This is a genomic window from Paracoccus sp. SM22M-07, from assembly GCF_001887735.1.
Classification (GTDB): domain Bacteria; phylum Pseudomonadota; class Alphaproteobacteria; order Rhodobacterales; family Rhodobacteraceae; genus Paracoccus.
Genome location: NZ_JPKW01000004.1, coordinates 467,757 through 484,760, shown reverse-complemented (window position 1 = coordinate 484,760; position 17,004 = coordinate 467,757). Strand labels below are relative to the sequence as shown.

Sequence of the window (17,004 nt, the reverse complement as noted above, 5' to 3'; positions counted from 1 at the left end):
TCAAATCCGCGCATTGATCGCCTATCATGCCCCGTCTATCAAGGCATGTGACGTCGCAGCAAAGGCCGATGATGACCGATACGTCCCCTGCCGATGACCGATCCGACTTCCAGATGACCATGGCCGAGGCCCCGATGGCCGAACCGATCCGCATGCGCACGCTGGTGCTGCTGCGCTGGTTCGCCATCGGCGGACAGATGGCGGCGGTGATCGTGGCGTGGTGCATGGGGGTGGGGTTCGTCAAGGCGCCGGTGATCGCGCTGATCGCCACATCGATCACGATGAACCTGTGGCTGTTCCTGCGCCCGGCCAAGCGGACCTCGCCGCGCCACGCGGTGCTGCAGCTCAGCTTCGACCTGGTGCAGATCTCGGCGCTGATGGCGCTGACGGGGGGCATGGCCAATCCCTTCGCGCTGCTGGTGCTGGCGCCGGTGACCATCGCTGCCGCATCGCTGAACGGGCGGCAGGTGATGGCGCTTGGGCTGGCGACGGTGGCGCTGATCACCATCGCGGCGGTCTTCGGCCTGTCCTTGCGCGAACCCGATGGCGATATCCTGCGGATGGAGCCGATCCTGCAGCTGGGCCACTGGGTCGCGCTGGTGATCGGCGTGGTGTTCTTCGCGGGCTATGCCCATCGGGTCACGGCGGAACTGTCGGACACGTCGAACGCGCTCTTTGCCACGCAGATGGCCCTGTCGCGCGAACAGCGCCTGCAGCATCTGGGCGGTGTCGTGGCCGCCGCCGCCCATGAAATGGGCACCCCCCTGGCCACCATCAAGCTGATCGCGGGGGAACTGGCCGACGAATTGCAGGACGACCCGGACCTGCATGCCGATGCCATCGCCCTGCGCGAATCCGCCGACCGCTGCGCCAGGATCCTGCGCAGCATGGGGCAGGCGGGCAAGGACGACCTGCACATGCGCGCGGCCCCACTGCGCGCCGTGCTGGAGGATGCCGCAAGCCCCCATGCCGATCGCGGCCCCATCATCGAGATCCTGGCCGAGGGTCCCGTCATCCGCCGCGACCCCGCCATCATCCACGCCCTGCGCAACCTGATCCAGAACGCCGTCGATTTCGCCGAAAGCCGCGTGGTCATCGAAACCCAGGTGACGCCGAACGCGCTGACGGTGACGGTGCGCGACGACGGTCCCGGCTATCCGCCGCATCTGCTGTCGCGGATCGGGGACCCCTATCTCAGCCGCCGCTCCGAGGTTCAACGCGGCAGCTATGAGGGGATGGGGCTGGGCCTCTTCATCGCCAAGACCCTGCTGGAACGGTCCGGCGCCCGGCTGACCTTCGCCAATGGGGGCCCCGGCGCGATCGTTTCGGTTCGCTGGCCGCTGGACCGCATCCGCTCCGAGGATCGCGCCGCCCTGTCCCAGAACCCCCCCATCGCCCCGTAAGCATCTTAACAGCTTGTTAAGCACGCCCGTCCTATGGTCGGATCGACATGAAAGGGGATGGCTTCGGTGGACATGCAAGGGATGCAACTGGTGCTGACGGCGCTTTTCTGCGGGACGGTTTCGGTCCTGCTGGCGGTGGGCCTGATCCGGCTCTGGGACCGATACCGGCCCGGACCGGGGCAGGGCAGCTCGTCCCGGACCGCCGCGGCCCTTGACGGTCAGGTGCAGCCGGTGGTGTTCCTGTTCCGCCACAATACCCTTGTGGATGCGACGCCCCCCGCCCGCGCGCTTCTGGACCGCGTCGCCGTCCCGGATGACGACTGGCTGCGGCTGATGCAATGGGTCGGGCCGCGCTTTGGCCATGCGGCCGAACAGCTGGCCCAGCTGCCCCATCAGGGCCGGGTCGAACTGCTGGGCCAGCACGGCCATGGCAGCGCCACCCTGCGGCTTCTGGCCGAAGATCTGGGCGATCACATGTGGCGCGTCACCATTACCGATCCCCAGTCCCAGCATTGCGGCACTGTCGTCGATTCCATGTCCCTCCAGGCGCTGGAGGAGGAGCTGGACCTGCTGCGCGGCGCCCTGGACCAGACGCCGATGCTGGTCTGGCGCCTGGATCAGGACGACCGCGTGACCTGGGCCAACGCAGCCTATCTGCGCCGGGCCGAGGCGCGCAGCGAAGGCGCGCTTGGCTGGCCCCTGCCCAAGCTGCTGGACACCCCGCGCCCCGTTCCGGGCGCAGGCCACGGCACCCGCCGCGCCGCGCTGGAAGACAAGGGCATCGTGTCCTGGTACGATTGCCACAGCCACCGCCTGGGGGATCAGCTGATGATGTTCGCCCTGCCCGCCGATGCGGCGGTGCGTGCCGAACGGTCGCTGCGCGAATTCGTCCAGACCCTGACCAAGACCTTTGCCGATCTTCCCATCGGCCTTGCGATCTTTGACCAAAGCCGCAAGCTGCAGCTGTTCAACCCGTCGCTGATCGACCTGACGCGCCTGCCCACCGGCTTTCTGACCGCGCGCCCGACTCTGTTCGATTTCCTGGACCAGCTGCGCGAACAGCGCATGGTCCCCGAACCCAAGGATTACCGCAGCTGGCGCCAGCACATGGCCAATCTGGAAAGCGCCGCCGCCCATGGCCACCATGTCGAAACATGGTCCCTGCCGGGTGGCCAGACCTATCGCGTGACGGGCCGTCCCCATCCCGATGGCGCGGTGGCGTTCCTCTTTGAAAACATCACCTCGGAAATGTCGCTGACGCGCAAGTTCCGGGCCGACCTGTTGCTGGGCTCGCATGTGCTGGACGCGCTGGACGACGCGCTGGCGGTCTTTGCCCCCGATGGCAAGCTGCTGCTGGACAACCAGGTCTATCGCGACCTGTGGCAGCGCCCCGCCACGACCCTGTCCGAGGCGATGCTGTCATGGAACGATGGCGGCACGATGGGACCGGGTTTCACCGCCCTGCGCGAGGCATTGCTGACGCCCGATGGCCGGTCCGAGGTCAGCGGCGCCATGGCCGGTCCCCAAGGGCAGCTGCTGGGCTGGACGGTCAGCCCATTGACGGGGGGGCGTCGGATGCTGCGGTTCCGGGTCGGGTCGGGGCAGCCGCTGAACCTGGGGCAGGGCGATCCGGACCTGCAGGACGCCATCGCCGCGCGCTGAGGGCAGGCGCGCCACGCGAAAGGCCCGCAACGCGATGTTGCGGGCCTTTTGCGTGGTTGGGAACGGCGTCAGTAATCGCGTTCGTAGAACACCCCAAGCGAGGATGACCCATCACTGCCCACTGATCCCCGCGCCCGCAGGGAATTGGTGATGTCCAGGTTCAGGTTGATCGAGGTCTTGCCCCCCTCGCCGATCGACACGTCGGAATAGACGTTTTCCGACAGATAGCGGCCTGCGCGCAGCTGCACGTTGCCATCATCGTCCGTCGTCAGGTCCAGATCGTCCAGCCCCGCGCTTTCGCGCAGATTGGCGATGATCCCGTCGCCGCCCCGCCCCGCCAGGACGGCGATGGCATTGGCCAGCTGCGCCGCCTGAAGCGGGCTGATGCTGTCCAGCCCGCGACCGAACAGCAGCTGCGACAGGACCTCTTCCTGGGGCAGCTCGGGCGAGGATTCGAAGGTGATCTCGGGGTCGCGGACCTCTCCGTCGATGATGATGCGGGTGGTGATGCTGTCCCGCTCGGTTTCGGCGACCAGGCGGATGACGGGGATCAGGCTGCCCTGCAATTCGACCAGCCCCTCGGTCAGATCGAACCGGTTGCCCAGCAGATCGACGCGGCCCCGGATCAGTTCCAGGTTGCCGATCGGGATCACGTTGCGCGGCGTTCCGGTGATCTGGAAGCCGCCGCCCAGTTCGGCGTCGACCCCCCGACCGCGGATGAAGACCCGGTTCGGCGCATTGATCACCAGATCCAGCCGCGGCGGATTGTCCGGCGGCGTCGCGGGCGGACCCGCCAGCCCCGCATCCTTGGCCGCCTGGCTGGGATATCCTTCAAGGCCGGCACGGGCACGTGTCGCCCGCACGGGGGGGCGCTGGCTGCCGACATGGGTGATGTCGGGGATGGCCTTGGCCCCGCCAAGCCCGGTCGAGGGGATGCGGATCTCGGTCTCGCCCAGGTCGATGCGGCCCGACACCAGCGGACCCGCGACCATCGACCCCGCGATCCGCATCTCGCCCGACAGGCTGGTCTGATAGAGGTTCGGGTCACGCAGGACCACGTCGTTCAGGCCGATGGCGATATCGACGGTGCGGTTCGTCAGATCGACCGGACCGCGCAGCGACAGGCCGCCCCCCGCCGACACGTTCGACACGCCATCGACGTTGATCCGCCCGTTGTTGAAATCGGCGGTGACATCGATCCCGTCCAGCCGCAGCCCCAGCCCCGGATCGGCCATCTGGCCGTCCCGCAGCCGCACCTGACCGGTCAGCGCCTGCAACGAGGGCTGCCCGTCGATCCGCAGATCGATCGCCAACGGACCCGACACGCTGCGCGTCCTCAGGCTGCTGTTGGCCAGGGCGGAATCCGCGCTGCCGGTGATGGCGATATCCATGTCTGACCCGTCCCGCGCGGCCCGCCCCGCGATACGCAGATCGGCATCGCCGGGCGCCGTGGCGCGCAGGTCCATGGTCACGTCGGCGCCCTCTTCGCGCAGCGTTCCCGCCACGGTCACGGGTCCCGGAAATTCCGGGACGATCAGCCCCAGATCGGCCAGCCGGGCATCCAGGTTGATGCCTTGGGCGGGCGATCCGTCGGCACTGACCCGCAGCTGCGGGTTTTCCACGTCCAGCCGCTGAACCGACAGGCCTTGGCCATCCATGCTTGCCGCCAGGTCGAAACGGGTCGTGCCCGCCAACACCGGGTCGATCCGGGGCTGCCCGATGGCCAGGCCGTTGGCCGCGCCATTGGCCGTCACCCGGCGCGTGGTGCCGTCATCGGTGATCCGCGCATCGGCGGTGACCGCCCCGCGGATGCCATTGCCCACAAAGCGCAGGTCGCTGGCATTCACCTGCGCCGTGACATCGGTCGCGCCCGCCCCGACCTGCCCCGTCGCTTCTGCGGTCAGGCGGGGGTTTTCGATCTGGGCGTTCTGGATGGTGAAGATGCCGTCCTGTTCGGTGCCCGTCACGGCCAGGCGCGTCTCGCCCGCAAGGGCACCGTCGACCTGCGCCTGGCCAAAGGCCAGATCGCGTCCCGTTCCGGTCAGTTCCAGCCGGCGAATGCCGTCGCCCGCCTCGCGGAAGCTGCCTTGGGCGGCCATCGACCCGCGCCAGCCCGGCCCGAAGGGCGCCAGCGAGGCGACATCGACAGTGCCGCTGATATCGGTGACCCCTTCGCCATAGGTGCCCTGCAGATCGGCCGACATCTGGTCGTTTTCCAGCCTGCCGTCCTCGATGGTGATCACGCCATCCTTTTCGGTCGCCAGGACCGCCAGCTGCGTCGTGCCGGTCAGGGCGCCATCGACGCCCGACTGGCCAAGCGACAGGTTCTGGCCGGTCCCGGTGACGGCGATGCGCCGCATGCCGTCATCTTCGCCAAGGGTGGCCTGGGCCGTGAAGTTGCCCGACCATTCCGGCTTGATGGCGGACAGATCCACCAGCTCGAAATTCGCGACCGCGTCCAGCGCGCCCTGGGCGAAGCTGCCTTCGGCCTCGGCGCTCAGCTGGGGATTGGCCAGCTGGAAGGTTTCCAGCTGATAGCCGGCCTCGGTCTCGGCGGCGATGGCGGTCAGGTTGGTCTTGCCCGACAGGGCGTTGTCCAATGCCTCGATCCCGATCCGCAGATCCTCGGCCAGGCCGCTGACGGTCAGGCGGCGCTGACCTTGCGGACCGTTCAGCTTGGCCTCGGCCTGCAGCGACCCGCCGTAGGAGGGGTCGGCATCCGCCAGCGACGGCATCGAGATCTGCGCCGTCAGGTCGCTGGACAGGCTGCTGACAAGGCCCTGGGCGGTGGCGGTCAGGCGCTTGGCGTTGACCGCGAAATCCTCGATCTCGATCCCGACCTCGTCGCGGCGCGCCTTCAGGTCGATGGTGGACCGGCCCTCCAGCAGGCGATCGGCCTGCGGCACATTGACCGAGATGTCGTTGCCCACCACCTGCGCGTCGATGTCGAAGCTTTGGTTCAGCAGCGTGTAATAGCCCAGCACGCTGGCATCGGCCTGGCCCGACATGGGCCGGTCGGCCAGCGTCGACAGGCGCGCAAGATCGTCATAGCGGGCATCGGCATCGACCGACAGCGTGATGCCGCTGGACAGGCCCGAGACGAGGAAATTGCCCCCCAGCCCGTAATCCGCCCCGTCGATCCGCACATCCGAAATGTCGATGGCATTGCCGGGGGTAAAGTTGAAATCGGCCTCGCCTTCGATCTGGCGGCCGATGGCCTCGGCCAGGCCGGCATCGTCGAAGCCTAGGTTGCGGGCCACGAAATCCAGCGCGCCCGTGACCTCCGACAGGGCGCCATCGGTCAGGATGACCGCCCCCTTGCCGGTCAGGTCGACCGCGCCCAGCTGAACCTGGCCCGTGTCCAGGGCACCGACGCGCCCTTCCAGAACCCATCCCTGGCCTTCGGCCGCGTCGTAATCCAGCGTCAGGCGTCCGCTTTCAACCGTGGCATCGGGACCTGCAAAGGGCATCTGCACGGGGATCTGATCGGCATCCGCATCCCGGCCCAGCATCATCATCAGCTGCGCGGTCTGGGGGGCGGACTGGTCGTTGGTGGACAGGTTGCCCTGAACGCGCAGCGCCTCGGTGCTGATATCCAGGGTGGGGATCTCAAGGCGCCCGGTCTCGGCGCGCCAGCCCTCGGCCAGCAGCTGGGTGTCCTTGCCGAAAAAGGCGCGGTTCTGGGGGGCCAGCAGGGTGGCCACATCGCCGCCCAGCTGGAACCGGAAGGCGGTGCCCGGCGCGCCCTGGCGCTCCTCGCCATTGGCGCTGACGCGGCCGGTGATGCGCTGCGTGCCGTCCGTGGCCAGCCGAATATCAGCGGCGAAATTGCGGATCTCGCCCTCTCCGCTGATCTGGGCGGTGACGGCGGGGCGGTCGTGGATATTGGCCAGATTGACCAGGATGCCGTCGCGGGCTTCATCCAGGGCCAGGTTCAGGCTGAGAACCTGCGTTTCGTTCGAATAGCCCGCATCCAGGACGAATTCCCCGCGCGGTCCGTCCAGACGGTCGATGGTCAGCTGGGCCTTGCCCTCGCCGCCTTCCAGGGACAGGCCGCCCGCGATGCGCAAGGCCCCCTCGACGCCGATCACGGGTTCGCCCAGTTCGACCCGGTCCGCCTGGATCTTCTCGATGTTCAGGGACACGGGCAATTCGGGCAGGGCAAAGACCGGTGCCTCGGCCTGCACGTCGGCCTCGCCGCCTTGGGGCAGGCGCGGCAGCAGGATCTGTTCGGCCGACAGCTCGGCGATCTCGACCCGGCGGCGCAGCAGGGCTGAACGGTTCCACTGGATGGCGCCATTCCGCAGGGTCAGCCATGCGCCCTCGTTGTCCAGGATGCGGATCTCGCGGAAGGTCGCGCGCGACGACAGCGCCCCGTCAAACCCGTCGATCTGGACCTGACGACCCTCGCCCGAGAGGTTCTTTTCCAGAAGGTTGGTCAGGAACCCCTTGTCGTCGCCCGTCTCCTGGGACAGTTCGACGACGCTCTGGGCCATGACGGTCATCGGGAACAGGATGGCAAAGGCCAAGATGAAGAAATTGCGCATCAGAATGCCTGCCCCAGTCCAAGATAGAATTGAACGCCGTTGTCGTCGTCCCCGCTGACCGGGGCTGCGATGTCAAAGCGCAGGGGGCCGACCGGCGTGTCGTAACGCACCCCGACGCCGGCGCCCGCATGACTGCCGGTGTCGCCGCCAAAGCTGCCGTCGGTCCAGACCTGGCCATAGTCGTAGAAGGTCACCAGCCCGATCTTTTCGCGCACCTGATAGCGGATCTCGGCGGTGGCATTCGCCACGCTCATGCCGCCGGTCTTGATGGCGCCGCCCTCGGGGCCCTCGATCGCGTTGACGCCCAGTTCCTGGTAGGGATGGCCGCGCACCGTGCCGCCGCCGCCCGAAAAGAACAGATAGTTGCGCGGCGTCTCGGCGATCTCGCTGCCAAGGATGGTACCGGCGCGGGCGCGCCCGGCCAGCGTGAACTTGTCGCCTTCGCCGAAGGACCGGAAGACGCGCCCCTCGCCCAGCAGCTGCGCGCCCGACCCGGTATCGCCGAAGCCCACGAAGGGGGTCAGGTCACCCGACAGATAGAAGCCGCGCTTGGCGTTGTTGGGTTCCTCGCGCTTGTCCCAGATGATCTCGCTTGGCAGGGCCAGGACGTTGAAATCGGTCTGGCCGTTTGCATCGAAGACGCGGGAATACTGGTATTCCAGCTCGGTACTGGCGGTCAGCTGATCGCTGAAGATATGTTCCAGGCCGACGCCCAGGCTGGCGGTGTCCTCGTCGTAATCCTCCTCACGCATGCGGGCGGTTTCCAGTTCGACGAAGGCGGTGGTGTCGGGGGTCAGGGTGGCGGGACGGTCAAGGCGGACCGTCACCTCGTCGTCGCGTTCGCTGGTCTGGGACCCGATATCCTTGACCTTGGCATCCACCCGCAGGCGTTCGCCGCCGCCCAACAGGTTGCGATGCATCCAATAGGCCGACACCAGCACCCCGTCCGTGTTCGAGATCTCGAAGCCCGCGCCGATGCGGCGGGGTTTTTGTTCCACCACCGTCAGGTCCACATCCATGGAATTGTCGGCGTTCAGGACCTCGGCTTCCTGCAGGGTGATGGCGGAAAAGACGCCGCTGCGGCGCAGGCGCTTGCGGACGGTGTCCAGTTCCTCGGGGTCGAAGCGCTGGCCTTGGGGAAAGCCCGCGATCTTGCGCAGGCGGCGTTCGTTCAGGCGGCTGTTGCCCGCGACGCTCATCCGGCCAAAGCTGACGGCGGGTCCCGGTTCCAGCGCGATGCGGCTGTCCACGCGGCGGGTGTCGTGATCGGCGGTGATCTCCTGGGCGCCGACATCGGCCTTGGCATGGCCGTAATTGCGCCAGCCCTCGACCCCGGACAGCGCGGCACTGCGCATGGTGCCGGTGCCGGCGACCTCGTTCACCGCATAGCCCGAGGGGATTTCGGATCCGGGGGCGACGGGGGTGATCTGGGCACGCGAAAAGCGGAAGATGCGCCCCGGATCGACATTGACGGTGACGCGACGCACGACCTGCGGGGCGTCCAGCGGCGCCACCTCGGATGCCTCGATCCCGTCCAGAAGGATGTTCACGGCGCCATCGTAATAGCCCTCGTCATAAAGCAGCCCCAGGATGCGGGCGTAATCGCCGCGTGCGGCGGCCAGCACGTCCTGGCCGGTGGTGCGGTCCTCTCTCAGGGCGCCCGCCACCAGCGATGTGGCGCGGATCTTGTCGTCCAGCCCCTCTTCGTTGCCCGCCACCCGGATATCCAGCGTGACCGGCCCGTCGGCCTGGCTGTCGCGCCCGAAAAGACTCGAGAAGGGGGATGACGATTGCCCCAAGGCCGCCCCCGCGCCGACAAGCGCCGTCGAGGCCACCAGAACTGCCTTAAGATATGCCCGCATCACGCCTGCCCTGTTTTTCTTGCTTGGGGCAATTGAAACAGGATCGTCCCCCGAAATCCACTGGTCATTGAGGAAAATCGGGGGTCGGGCGTTAACCTTTATTCAGGACAGCGGGATTCAGCCAAGGGCGGACAGGCAACCGTGAAGAGCGGCCATGTCGTCGCGGATCAGCATGACGGGCGTGTTCGCGGGGATGTGACCCATATGGGTCTGCGACAGGAAGGCGGGTGTGAACAGCTCCATCCGGTCGGCGATGCTGCGCCCGACGCTGCCCGCCAGGAACAGGCCCTCCAGCGGCATGAAGCGCAGCGACAGTTCGCGGCACAGCAGGCCCACCAGTTCGGTGAAGAAATCATAGGTCGCGATGGCATCCGGATCGCCCGCCTCCATCGCGGCGGCGATGTCCTCGCTGCGGACGGGGTCGGTGCCGGTCATGGCGGCGTGCAGGCGCGACAGGCCGCGCCCGGCAAAGGTCTCCTCGGTCGAAAAGAAGCCCGCGGCGGCATTGGCGCCGACACGGTCGACCAGCATGGCCATGATGTTGGCCGGCAGGTGGGTATGACCCTCTTCGGCCTCAAGCGCGGTGATGGCGCCGCCGGGCAGCACGCGCACCGCGCAGACGTTGAAGCCGGTGCCCAGGCCCACGACCAGCGACTGGCCGTTGCGGGCCCGTTCGGCAGGCGCGGGACGCAGCTGGCTGACGCCGTCGCCCGACAGGACCGGCGTGGCATAGCCAAGCGCGGTCAGGTCGTTGATCAGGCGCACATGATCGGCATCGGTCAGGCGCGCCAGATTGGTTTCGTCAAAGGACCAGTCGCGATTGGTCAGGTTGGCCCGACCCCCGCTGACCGGACCGGCGACGGCGATGCACATCGAGGAGACGTGCGGCTGGTGCTGTTCGGCCATGAACTGGCGCACCACGTCATCGAAGCTGGCGAAATCGTCGCCCCGGAACCGGGTGACCGTCGCCGCATCGATGGTCCCGTTGCGGGCGATCGCCAGCCGCGCATTGGTCCCGCCCACATCGCCCAAAAGCATAGCCATCGCCGTCACACCCCCGTCAGTTCAGTCTTTCGCCATCCTTAGGCGAGAAATACGACACTTTCGAGAGGTCGAATGCCAGCGGGAAGGCCAGACGCGCCTTGACGGCGCTTTCCGCCCGCAGACGGGCCGTCACGGCCTTGCCGCCCAATTGCGCCACCGCGAAGGTGTCGGCACCGGCCGGTTCGACGATGTCGATCATCACGTCGCCGCCCGCACCATGGGCGGTGCCGGGCAGGTGGGCGTTGCCCGTCGCCTCGTGGATGTCCTCGGGGCGGACGCCCAGGATGATGTCGGCGGGCAGGTTGCGCGCCACCGGATCGGTGATGACCAGCGGCTCCATCCCGGTGCGTTCGATCTGGATGCGGGTCTGGCCGTCCTCGGCGCGGACCTTGGCCGGGATCAGGTTCATCGCCGGGCTGCCCATGAAATCGGCCACGAACATGTTGGCCGGACGGTTGTAGATTTCCGCAGGCGTGCCGATCTGCTGGATCACGCCGCCCTTCATGACGACGATCTTGGTGGCCAGGGTCATCGCCTCGATCTGGTCATGGGTGACATAGACGATCGACGCGTTCAGATCCTGGTGCAGCTTCTTGATCTCGGTCCGCATGCTGACGCGCAGTTTCGCGTCCAGGTTCGACAGCGGTTCGTCGAACAGGAACAGCTTGGGGTCGCGCACCAGGGCGCGGCCCATGGCGACGCGCTGGCGCTGGCCGCCCGACAGCTGGCCGGGCTTGCGGTGCAGCAGCGGCTCGATCTGCAGCTGGCTGGCGACCTGCGCCAGCTTCTTTTCCTGGGTGGGCTTGTCGACGCCGCGCACTTTCATCCCGAAGGTGATGTTCTTGGCCACCGACATGGTCGGGTAGAGCGCATAGGACTGGAACACCATGGCGATGTCGCGGTCCTTGGGGGACACGCCCGTCACGTTGCGCCCCGCGATGCTGATGTCGCCGCCGCTGATCGGTTCCAGCCCCGCGATGCAGTTCAGCAGCGTGGACTTGCCGCAGCCCGAAGGCCCGACCAGCACAAGGAAATCACCCTCGTCGATGCTGATGTTGATGTCGTGCAGGATATGGGTTTCGCCATATGATTTCTGCAGGTGGTCGATTTCGAGGATCGGCATGGGATCACCCTTTCACGGAACCGGCGGTCAGGCCGCGAATGAAGTATTTTCCGGCGACGACATAGACCAGCAGCGTGGGAAGGGCTGCGATGATCGCCGCGGCCATGTCCACGTTGTAGGCTTTGACGCCGGTGGTGGAGTTGACGATGTTGTTCAGCGCGACGGTCACGGGCTGCGACCCGGCCCCGCTGAAGCTGACGCCGAAGAGGAAGTCGTTCCAGATCTGCGTGAACTGCCAGATGACCGACACGGTGATGATCGGCAGCGAGATCGGCAGGAAGATCGACCAGAAGATGCGGAAGAACCCCGCCCCGTCGACCTTGGCCGCCCGCACCAGTTCCTGGGGAATGGTGACATAGTAGTTGCGGAAGAACAGCGTGGTGAAGCCCAGGCCATAGATCACGTGGACGAAGATCAGCCCCGGAATGGTGCCCGCCAGCCCCATCAGGCCCAGCATCTGCGCCATCGGCAGCAGCACGACCTGGAAGGGGATGAAGCAGCCGAACAGGATCATCGCGAAGAACAGGTTGGCCCCCTTGAAGCGCCACTGCGCGAAGACATAGCCGTTCAGCGCGCCCACCACCGTCGAAATGGCGACCGCCGGGACGGCCATCAGGACGCTGTTCCAGAAGAACGGGCGCAGGCCCTCGCACTGGGTGCCGGCACAGGCGGTGGACCAGGCCTCGGCCCAGGGGGCGAAGGTGATGTCGCGGGGCAGGGACAGCAGGCTGCCGGTCCGGATCTCCTCCAACGATTTCAGCGATGTCGTCAGCATGACGAACAGCGGCATCAGGTAGAACAGGGCGAACAGCACCAGGATCAGGTACAGCCCCAGGCGCAGCATGGTCTTACTTGTCATGGCGCGGCCTCAATTCGCTGTAGAGATAGGGAACGACGATGGCGAAGATGACCATCATCATGATCATGGCCGACGATGCCGCCTGGCCCAGGTCGCCGCGCGAGAACGCCATGGCATACATGTAGGTCGCGGGAAGGTCGGTGGCATAGCCGGGGCCCCCGCCGGTCAGGGCGATCACCAGGTCGAAGGCCTTGATGGCCAGGTGGGCCAGCACGATGAAGGCCGACAGGAAGATCGGGGCCATCGTCGGGATGATGATGGCGGAATAGATGCGATGCGTCGGGATGCCGTCCACCTGGGCGGCGCGGATGATTTCCGTGTCGACCGAACGCAGGCCGGCAAGGAACAGCGCCATGACAAAGCCCGAGGCCTGCCAGACGGCCGCCAGCACGATGACATAGATCGCCATGTCGGGGCGGATGATCCAGTCGAAGGTGAAGCTTTCGAAGCCCCAGCCGCGGACGGTCTCCTGGATGCCCAGGCCCGGGTTCAGGATCCATTTCCACGCCGTCCCCGTCACGATCAGCGACAATGCCATGGGATAGAGGTAGATGGTGCGCAGAACGCCCTCGGCCCGGATCTTCTGGTCCAGGAAGATCGCCAGCGCCAGACCGATCAGCATCGAGATGACGATGAACAGCCCGCCGAAGATAAAGAGGTTGTTCATCGCGACATCCCAGCGGGGCGCGGCGAACAGGCGTTCATACTGGTTGATGCCGTCCAGTTCGTATTTCGGCATCAGGCGCGATTTCGTGAAACTGATCCAGGCCGTCCAGGCGATGAAGCCATAGACGAAGATCATGATCGCCACGAAAGACGGCGCCAGGACCATCTTGGGTACGTTGCGTTCAAGCCATTCCATTGTCGGACTACTCCCAAAGAAAAACCCCGCGCCTTGGCCACGGCCAAGGCGCGGGGCCGTCATGCGGTGATCACATCGCGTTGGCGACGGCATCCACCAGTTGCTGCACGGCATCGTCCGAGGACATGTCGCTGTTGAAATGCGCGGTCACCACGTCGGTGATCGCACCGGCGGGCGCGCCGCGCAGGGCCATGCCATGGGCATAGCTGGGCAGCAGCGATCCGTCTTCGGCACCCGCGTTCATCGCCTTGTTCGATTCGACCGCGCAGGTGTCGAAATCGTCCAGCGCGACATCGGTGCGTGCGGGGACCGAGCCCTTGTTCAGGTTGAAGGTCTTCTGGAATTCCGGGCCCATGATCAGCTTGGCCAGAAGGGCCTGACCCTGCTGCTTTTCCTCGCCGTCCAGCTCGAAGAAGGCAAAGCTGTCGACGTTGTAGAGGAAGCCCTCGCCCGGGGTCTGTGCGCAGACGAAATCGACGCCCGGTTCCTTGCCCGCGGCCAGGAATTCGCCCTTGGCCCAGTCGCCCATGATCTGGAAGGCGGCTTCGCCGTTCATGACCATCGCGGTGGCCAGGTTCCAGTCACGACCCGAGAAGTTGTCGTCGACATAGCCGCGGATGGTCCGCATCTCGTCGAAGACCTGCTTCATGGTATCCGATTGCAGCGCCTCGGGGTCCAGGTCGACCAGCGCCTTCTGATAGAATTCGGGGCCGCCCAGGCCCAGCACGACGGTCTCGAAGATGGTCGCGTCCTGCCAGTTCTGGCCGCCATGGGCCAGCGGCGTCACGCCGGCAGCCTGCAGCTTTTCGGCGGCGGCGTTGAATTCGTCCCAGGTGGTCGGCATCTCGATGCCGTGCTCGTCCAGGATCTGCTTGTTGCCCCACAGCCAGTTCACGCGGTGGACGTTGACGGGGGCTGCGCACCACTGGCCTTCGCACTTCATGTGCTCGGCGATCTGGGCGGGCAGGACGTCGGCCCAGTTGTTTTCCTCGGCCACGGCGCTGATGTCGGCCAGGCCGGTTTCCTCGTACCATTCCTGGATGGCGGGGCCCTTCAGCTGCACGGCGGTGGGCGCGTTGCCCGACAGGACGCGTGCACGCAGCGCGGTCATCGCGGCATCGCCGCCACCGCCCGCGACGGGCATGTCGGTCCAGGTGCCGCCTTCGGCCTTGAACTGATCCTGCAGCACGGCGACGGATTTCGCTTCACCGCCCGAGGTCCACCAATGCAGGACTTCGGCGGTCGGTTCGGCCATCACGGGGCCGGCCAGCATCACGGCGGTCGAGGCCGCCAGAACGGATTTCAAATACATGGATCCTCCCAGATCTTGTTCAGGCGGATTCGGTCCTCTGCCTGCTGGAACGATGATTGCAGATCACCAGCCATGCCCGCAACGCATCCCAGCCTTGCGCTGACAAGAAATCCCGGTGTGACGTTACAATCTGTTACGCAAGCCACGCCCGGCGATGGTAAGGCGTCGGACAAGGGGGACCCACGCATGAGCCTGCACCGTCTGCTGCTGGTGGAAGACGACATAGACATGGCCGCGATGCTGGCCACCTATCTGCAACGGCGGGGGCTTTACGTCACCACCGCCCAGGACCGGGCGGGGGCGCTGGCCGCGCTGAAGGCGGGACGGGTGGATCTGATCCTGCTGGACGTGTCCCTGGGCGAGGATGACGGCGTGGCGCTTTGCGCCGAGATCCGGGCCGCGCAGGACGTGCCGATCATCATGGTCAGCGCGCTGTCGGCCGATCACCAGCGGATGGCGGGCTATCAGGTGGGGGCCGACGATTACATCGCGAAACCCTTCAACCCCGACCTTCTGCTGGCGCGCATCCGCGCCGTGCTGCGCCGCGCCGGGCGCGCGCCCAGCCTGACCCATCGCCGCCGCGAGGGGGTGCTGGTCTTCCAAGGCTGGCGCTATGACGCGGGCCGCGACGAGGTGACGGCGCCCGGCGGCTGGCAGGTGTCCCTGTCCGCGCGCGAGACGGCGCTTTTGCGGATCTTTCTGGCCAACCCCCAGATCCCCCTGACCCGAGAGGAGATCGCCGCCGCCCTGGATGATGACGATGCCGCCGAAGGCCGCGCCATCGACGTGCTGGTAGGCCGGCTGCGCAACAAGACCGACCCCGCCCTGATCCGCACCGAACGCGGCACGGGATATGTCCTGGCCACCCAGGTTTCGGCCGATGGCACGGCTTAGCCTGCGGCGGCTGGCCAGCCTGTGGGTGGTGCTGGCAATGCTGTTCGGGGGCGGGGCGGTCTGGACCTGGATGGCCAGCAACGCGGCCTGGCGGACGCATCTGACCCAGGCCTATGTGGCGGGGCTGGCGGTGCATGACAGCCTGGAAAACGGCAGCGCCCTGCCGCCGGGCGTCAGCCTGACGCAGTTGCGCGCGCCCCCGGCCCTGCCCGCGGGCTGGCGCGAGACGCTGATCACCCTGACCGGCGGCGGGCGGCCCGACCTGGCGCGCGGCGCGCGCCTGTCGCTGCGCATCCAGTCGCCCGACATCCGCTATCCGGCGTCGCGGGTGGAAAGCGTGGGCGGGGGCACGCAGGCGGCGGGGCTGGCCTCGGTCACGCGGACCCTGGCGCGGTTCTGCAGCGATCCGCGCCTGTTCGTGCAGATGGATACCGGCCCCTGGATGCGGGTGGATGGCGATGCGGTCTGGGGCTGCGACGCGGCCCCTGCGGATCTGCGCCTGCTGGGGGCTGTCATCGCCCTGGCGGGGCTGGGCCTGATGCTGGGCTGGGTGGCCGAGGTGTCGGGGGCCTTTGCCGCCTTTGCATCCGCCCTTGGCGATCACCGCGCCCGCAACGCCGCACTGCCCGTCGGCGGGGTCGAGGAACTGCGCCAGACCGCCGAGGCCGTGAACCTGTTCGTGGCCCAGGACCGCGCGGCGCTGGAAAACCGGGCGATGGTGCTGTCGGGGGTCAGCCATGACCTGGGCACGCCCGCCACCCGCCTGCGCCTGCGCACCGCCCTGATCGAGGACCCGGTCCTGCGCGACAAGCTGGACCGCGACATCGACGAGATGACGACCATGATCGACGGCGTTCTGACCTATACCCGCGCCGAGATCGGGGACGAACCCTTCCGCCGCCTGTCCCTGACATCCCTGGCCGAGGCGGTCGTGGCCGATTACCAGGATGTGGGGCTGGCGGTCACGCTGGCGGCCCCGGCGCCGCGTCCGACCCGCGCGGGCACGCTGTTTGCGCGGGCAGTGACGCGGCCCATTGCCGACAGCCATGCGGTGATCATGCGCGGCCAGCCGACATCCCTGCGCCGGGCCCTGTCGAACCTGATCGACAACGCCCTGAAATACGGCCGCGAGGCGGTGGTCAGCGTCGACGCCACCGCCGACGAGGCCTGGATCAGCGTCACCGATCGCGGCTCGGTCCTGACGGAAACCGACATGGCGCGGCTGACGGGCGCCTTTCAGCGCGGAGAGAATGCGGGCACCCATTCGGGGGTAGGCCTGGGCCTTGCGATCGTCTCGACCATCGCCGCGCAGCATGGCGGTCGGCTGGAATTCCTGCACCGGTCCGAGGGGCTTCAGGCGCGTCTTCGCCTGGCCCGGCAATGGGCCTGACCATAGGGACAGGGGAACTTTGCGCTGAAACCCCGCGTTTTACCGA

11 protein-coding genes are annotated in these 17,004 nt (G+C 67.1%); 4 read left to right on the top strand and 7 right to left on the bottom strand.

The window, feature by feature from the left end:
• The first annotated feature begins 71 nt into the window (after positions 1-71).
• A complete protein-coding gene (locus IE00_RS09255; protein WP_083554242.1) occupies positions 72-1,403 on the top strand; it encodes an ActS/PrrB/RegB family redox-sensitive histidine kinase in 1,332 nt (443 codons plus the stop codon).
• A 72-nt stretch (positions 1,404-1,475) separates the two neighbouring features.
• The gene (locus tag IE00_RS09250; protein WP_170864109.1) at positions 1,476-3,065 is read left to right on the top strand and encodes a PAS-domain containing protein; all 1,590 of its coding nucleotides are present in this window, start codon (positions 1,476-1,478) and stop codon (positions 3,063-3,065) included.
• Between the two features lie 68 nt (positions 3,066-3,133).
• Here the strand turns inward: IE00_RS09250 and IE00_RS09245 are convergent, their stop codons facing one another.
• From IE00_RS09245 to IE00_RS09215, 7 genes are all read right to left on the bottom strand, one after another.
• Positions 3,134-7,612 carry a translocation/assembly module TamB domain-containing protein gene (locus IE00_RS09245; RefSeq protein ID WP_072296781.1) on the bottom strand — a complete coding sequence of 1,493 codons (4,479 nt, stop codon included), beginning with the start codon at positions 7,610-7,612 and terminating at the stop codon, positions 3,134-3,136.
• Positions 7,612-9,474 (bottom strand): autotransporter assembly complex family protein, encoded by a 1,863-nt coding sequence (locus IE00_RS09240; protein ID WP_072296780.1) that lies wholly within the window; start codon positions 9,472-9,474, stop codon positions 7,612-7,614. The genes IE00_RS09245 and IE00_RS09240 overlap by 1 nt, the downstream gene beginning before the upstream one ends.
• A 117-nt stretch (positions 9,475-9,591) precedes the next feature.
• Positions 9,592-10,518, bottom strand: coding sequence for a glucokinase (locus IE00_RS09235; RefSeq protein ID WP_072296779.1), 927 nt, complete (start codon positions 10,516-10,518; stop codon positions 9,592-9,594).
• Between the two features lie 16 nt (positions 10,519-10,534).
• Positions 10,535-11,641 (bottom strand): ABC transporter ATP-binding protein, encoded by a 1,107-nt coding sequence (locus tag IE00_RS09230; protein WP_072296778.1) that lies wholly within the window; start codon positions 11,639-11,641, stop codon positions 10,535-10,537.
• Between the two features lie 4 nt (positions 11,642-11,645).
• A complete protein-coding gene (locus tag IE00_RS09225) occupies positions 11,646-12,500 on the bottom strand; it encodes a carbohydrate ABC transporter permease (protein ID WP_072296777.1) in 855 nt (284 codons plus the stop codon).
• Positions 12,490-13,362, bottom strand: a complete 873-nt coding sequence (locus IE00_RS09220; RefSeq protein ID WP_072296776.1) for a carbohydrate ABC transporter permease — start codon at positions 13,360-13,362, stop codon at positions 12,490-12,492. The genes IE00_RS09225 and IE00_RS09220 overlap by 11 nt, the downstream gene beginning before the upstream one ends.
• A gap of 70 nt (positions 13,363-13,432) precedes the next feature.
• Positions 13,433-14,674 (bottom strand): ABC transporter substrate-binding protein, encoded by a 1,242-nt coding sequence (locus IE00_RS09215; protein ID WP_072296775.1) that lies wholly within the window; start codon positions 14,672-14,674, stop codon positions 13,433-13,435.
• Positions 14,675-14,860: 186 nt separating this feature from the next.
• On the opposite strand from IE00_RS09215, the gene IE00_RS09210 reads away from it, so the two are divergent.
• Entirely contained in the window at positions 14,861-15,568 is a 708-nt protein-coding gene (locus tag IE00_RS09210; RefSeq protein WP_072296774.1) for a response regulator transcription factor, read from the top strand.
• Positions 15,555-16,958, top strand: coding sequence for a HAMP domain-containing sensor histidine kinase (locus IE00_RS09205; RefSeq protein ID WP_072296773.1), 1,404 nt, complete (start codon positions 15,555-15,557; stop codon positions 16,956-16,958). Before IE00_RS09210 ends, IE00_RS09205 begins: the two co-directional genes overlap by 14 nt.
• Positions 16,959-17,004 lie beyond the last annotated feature (46 nt).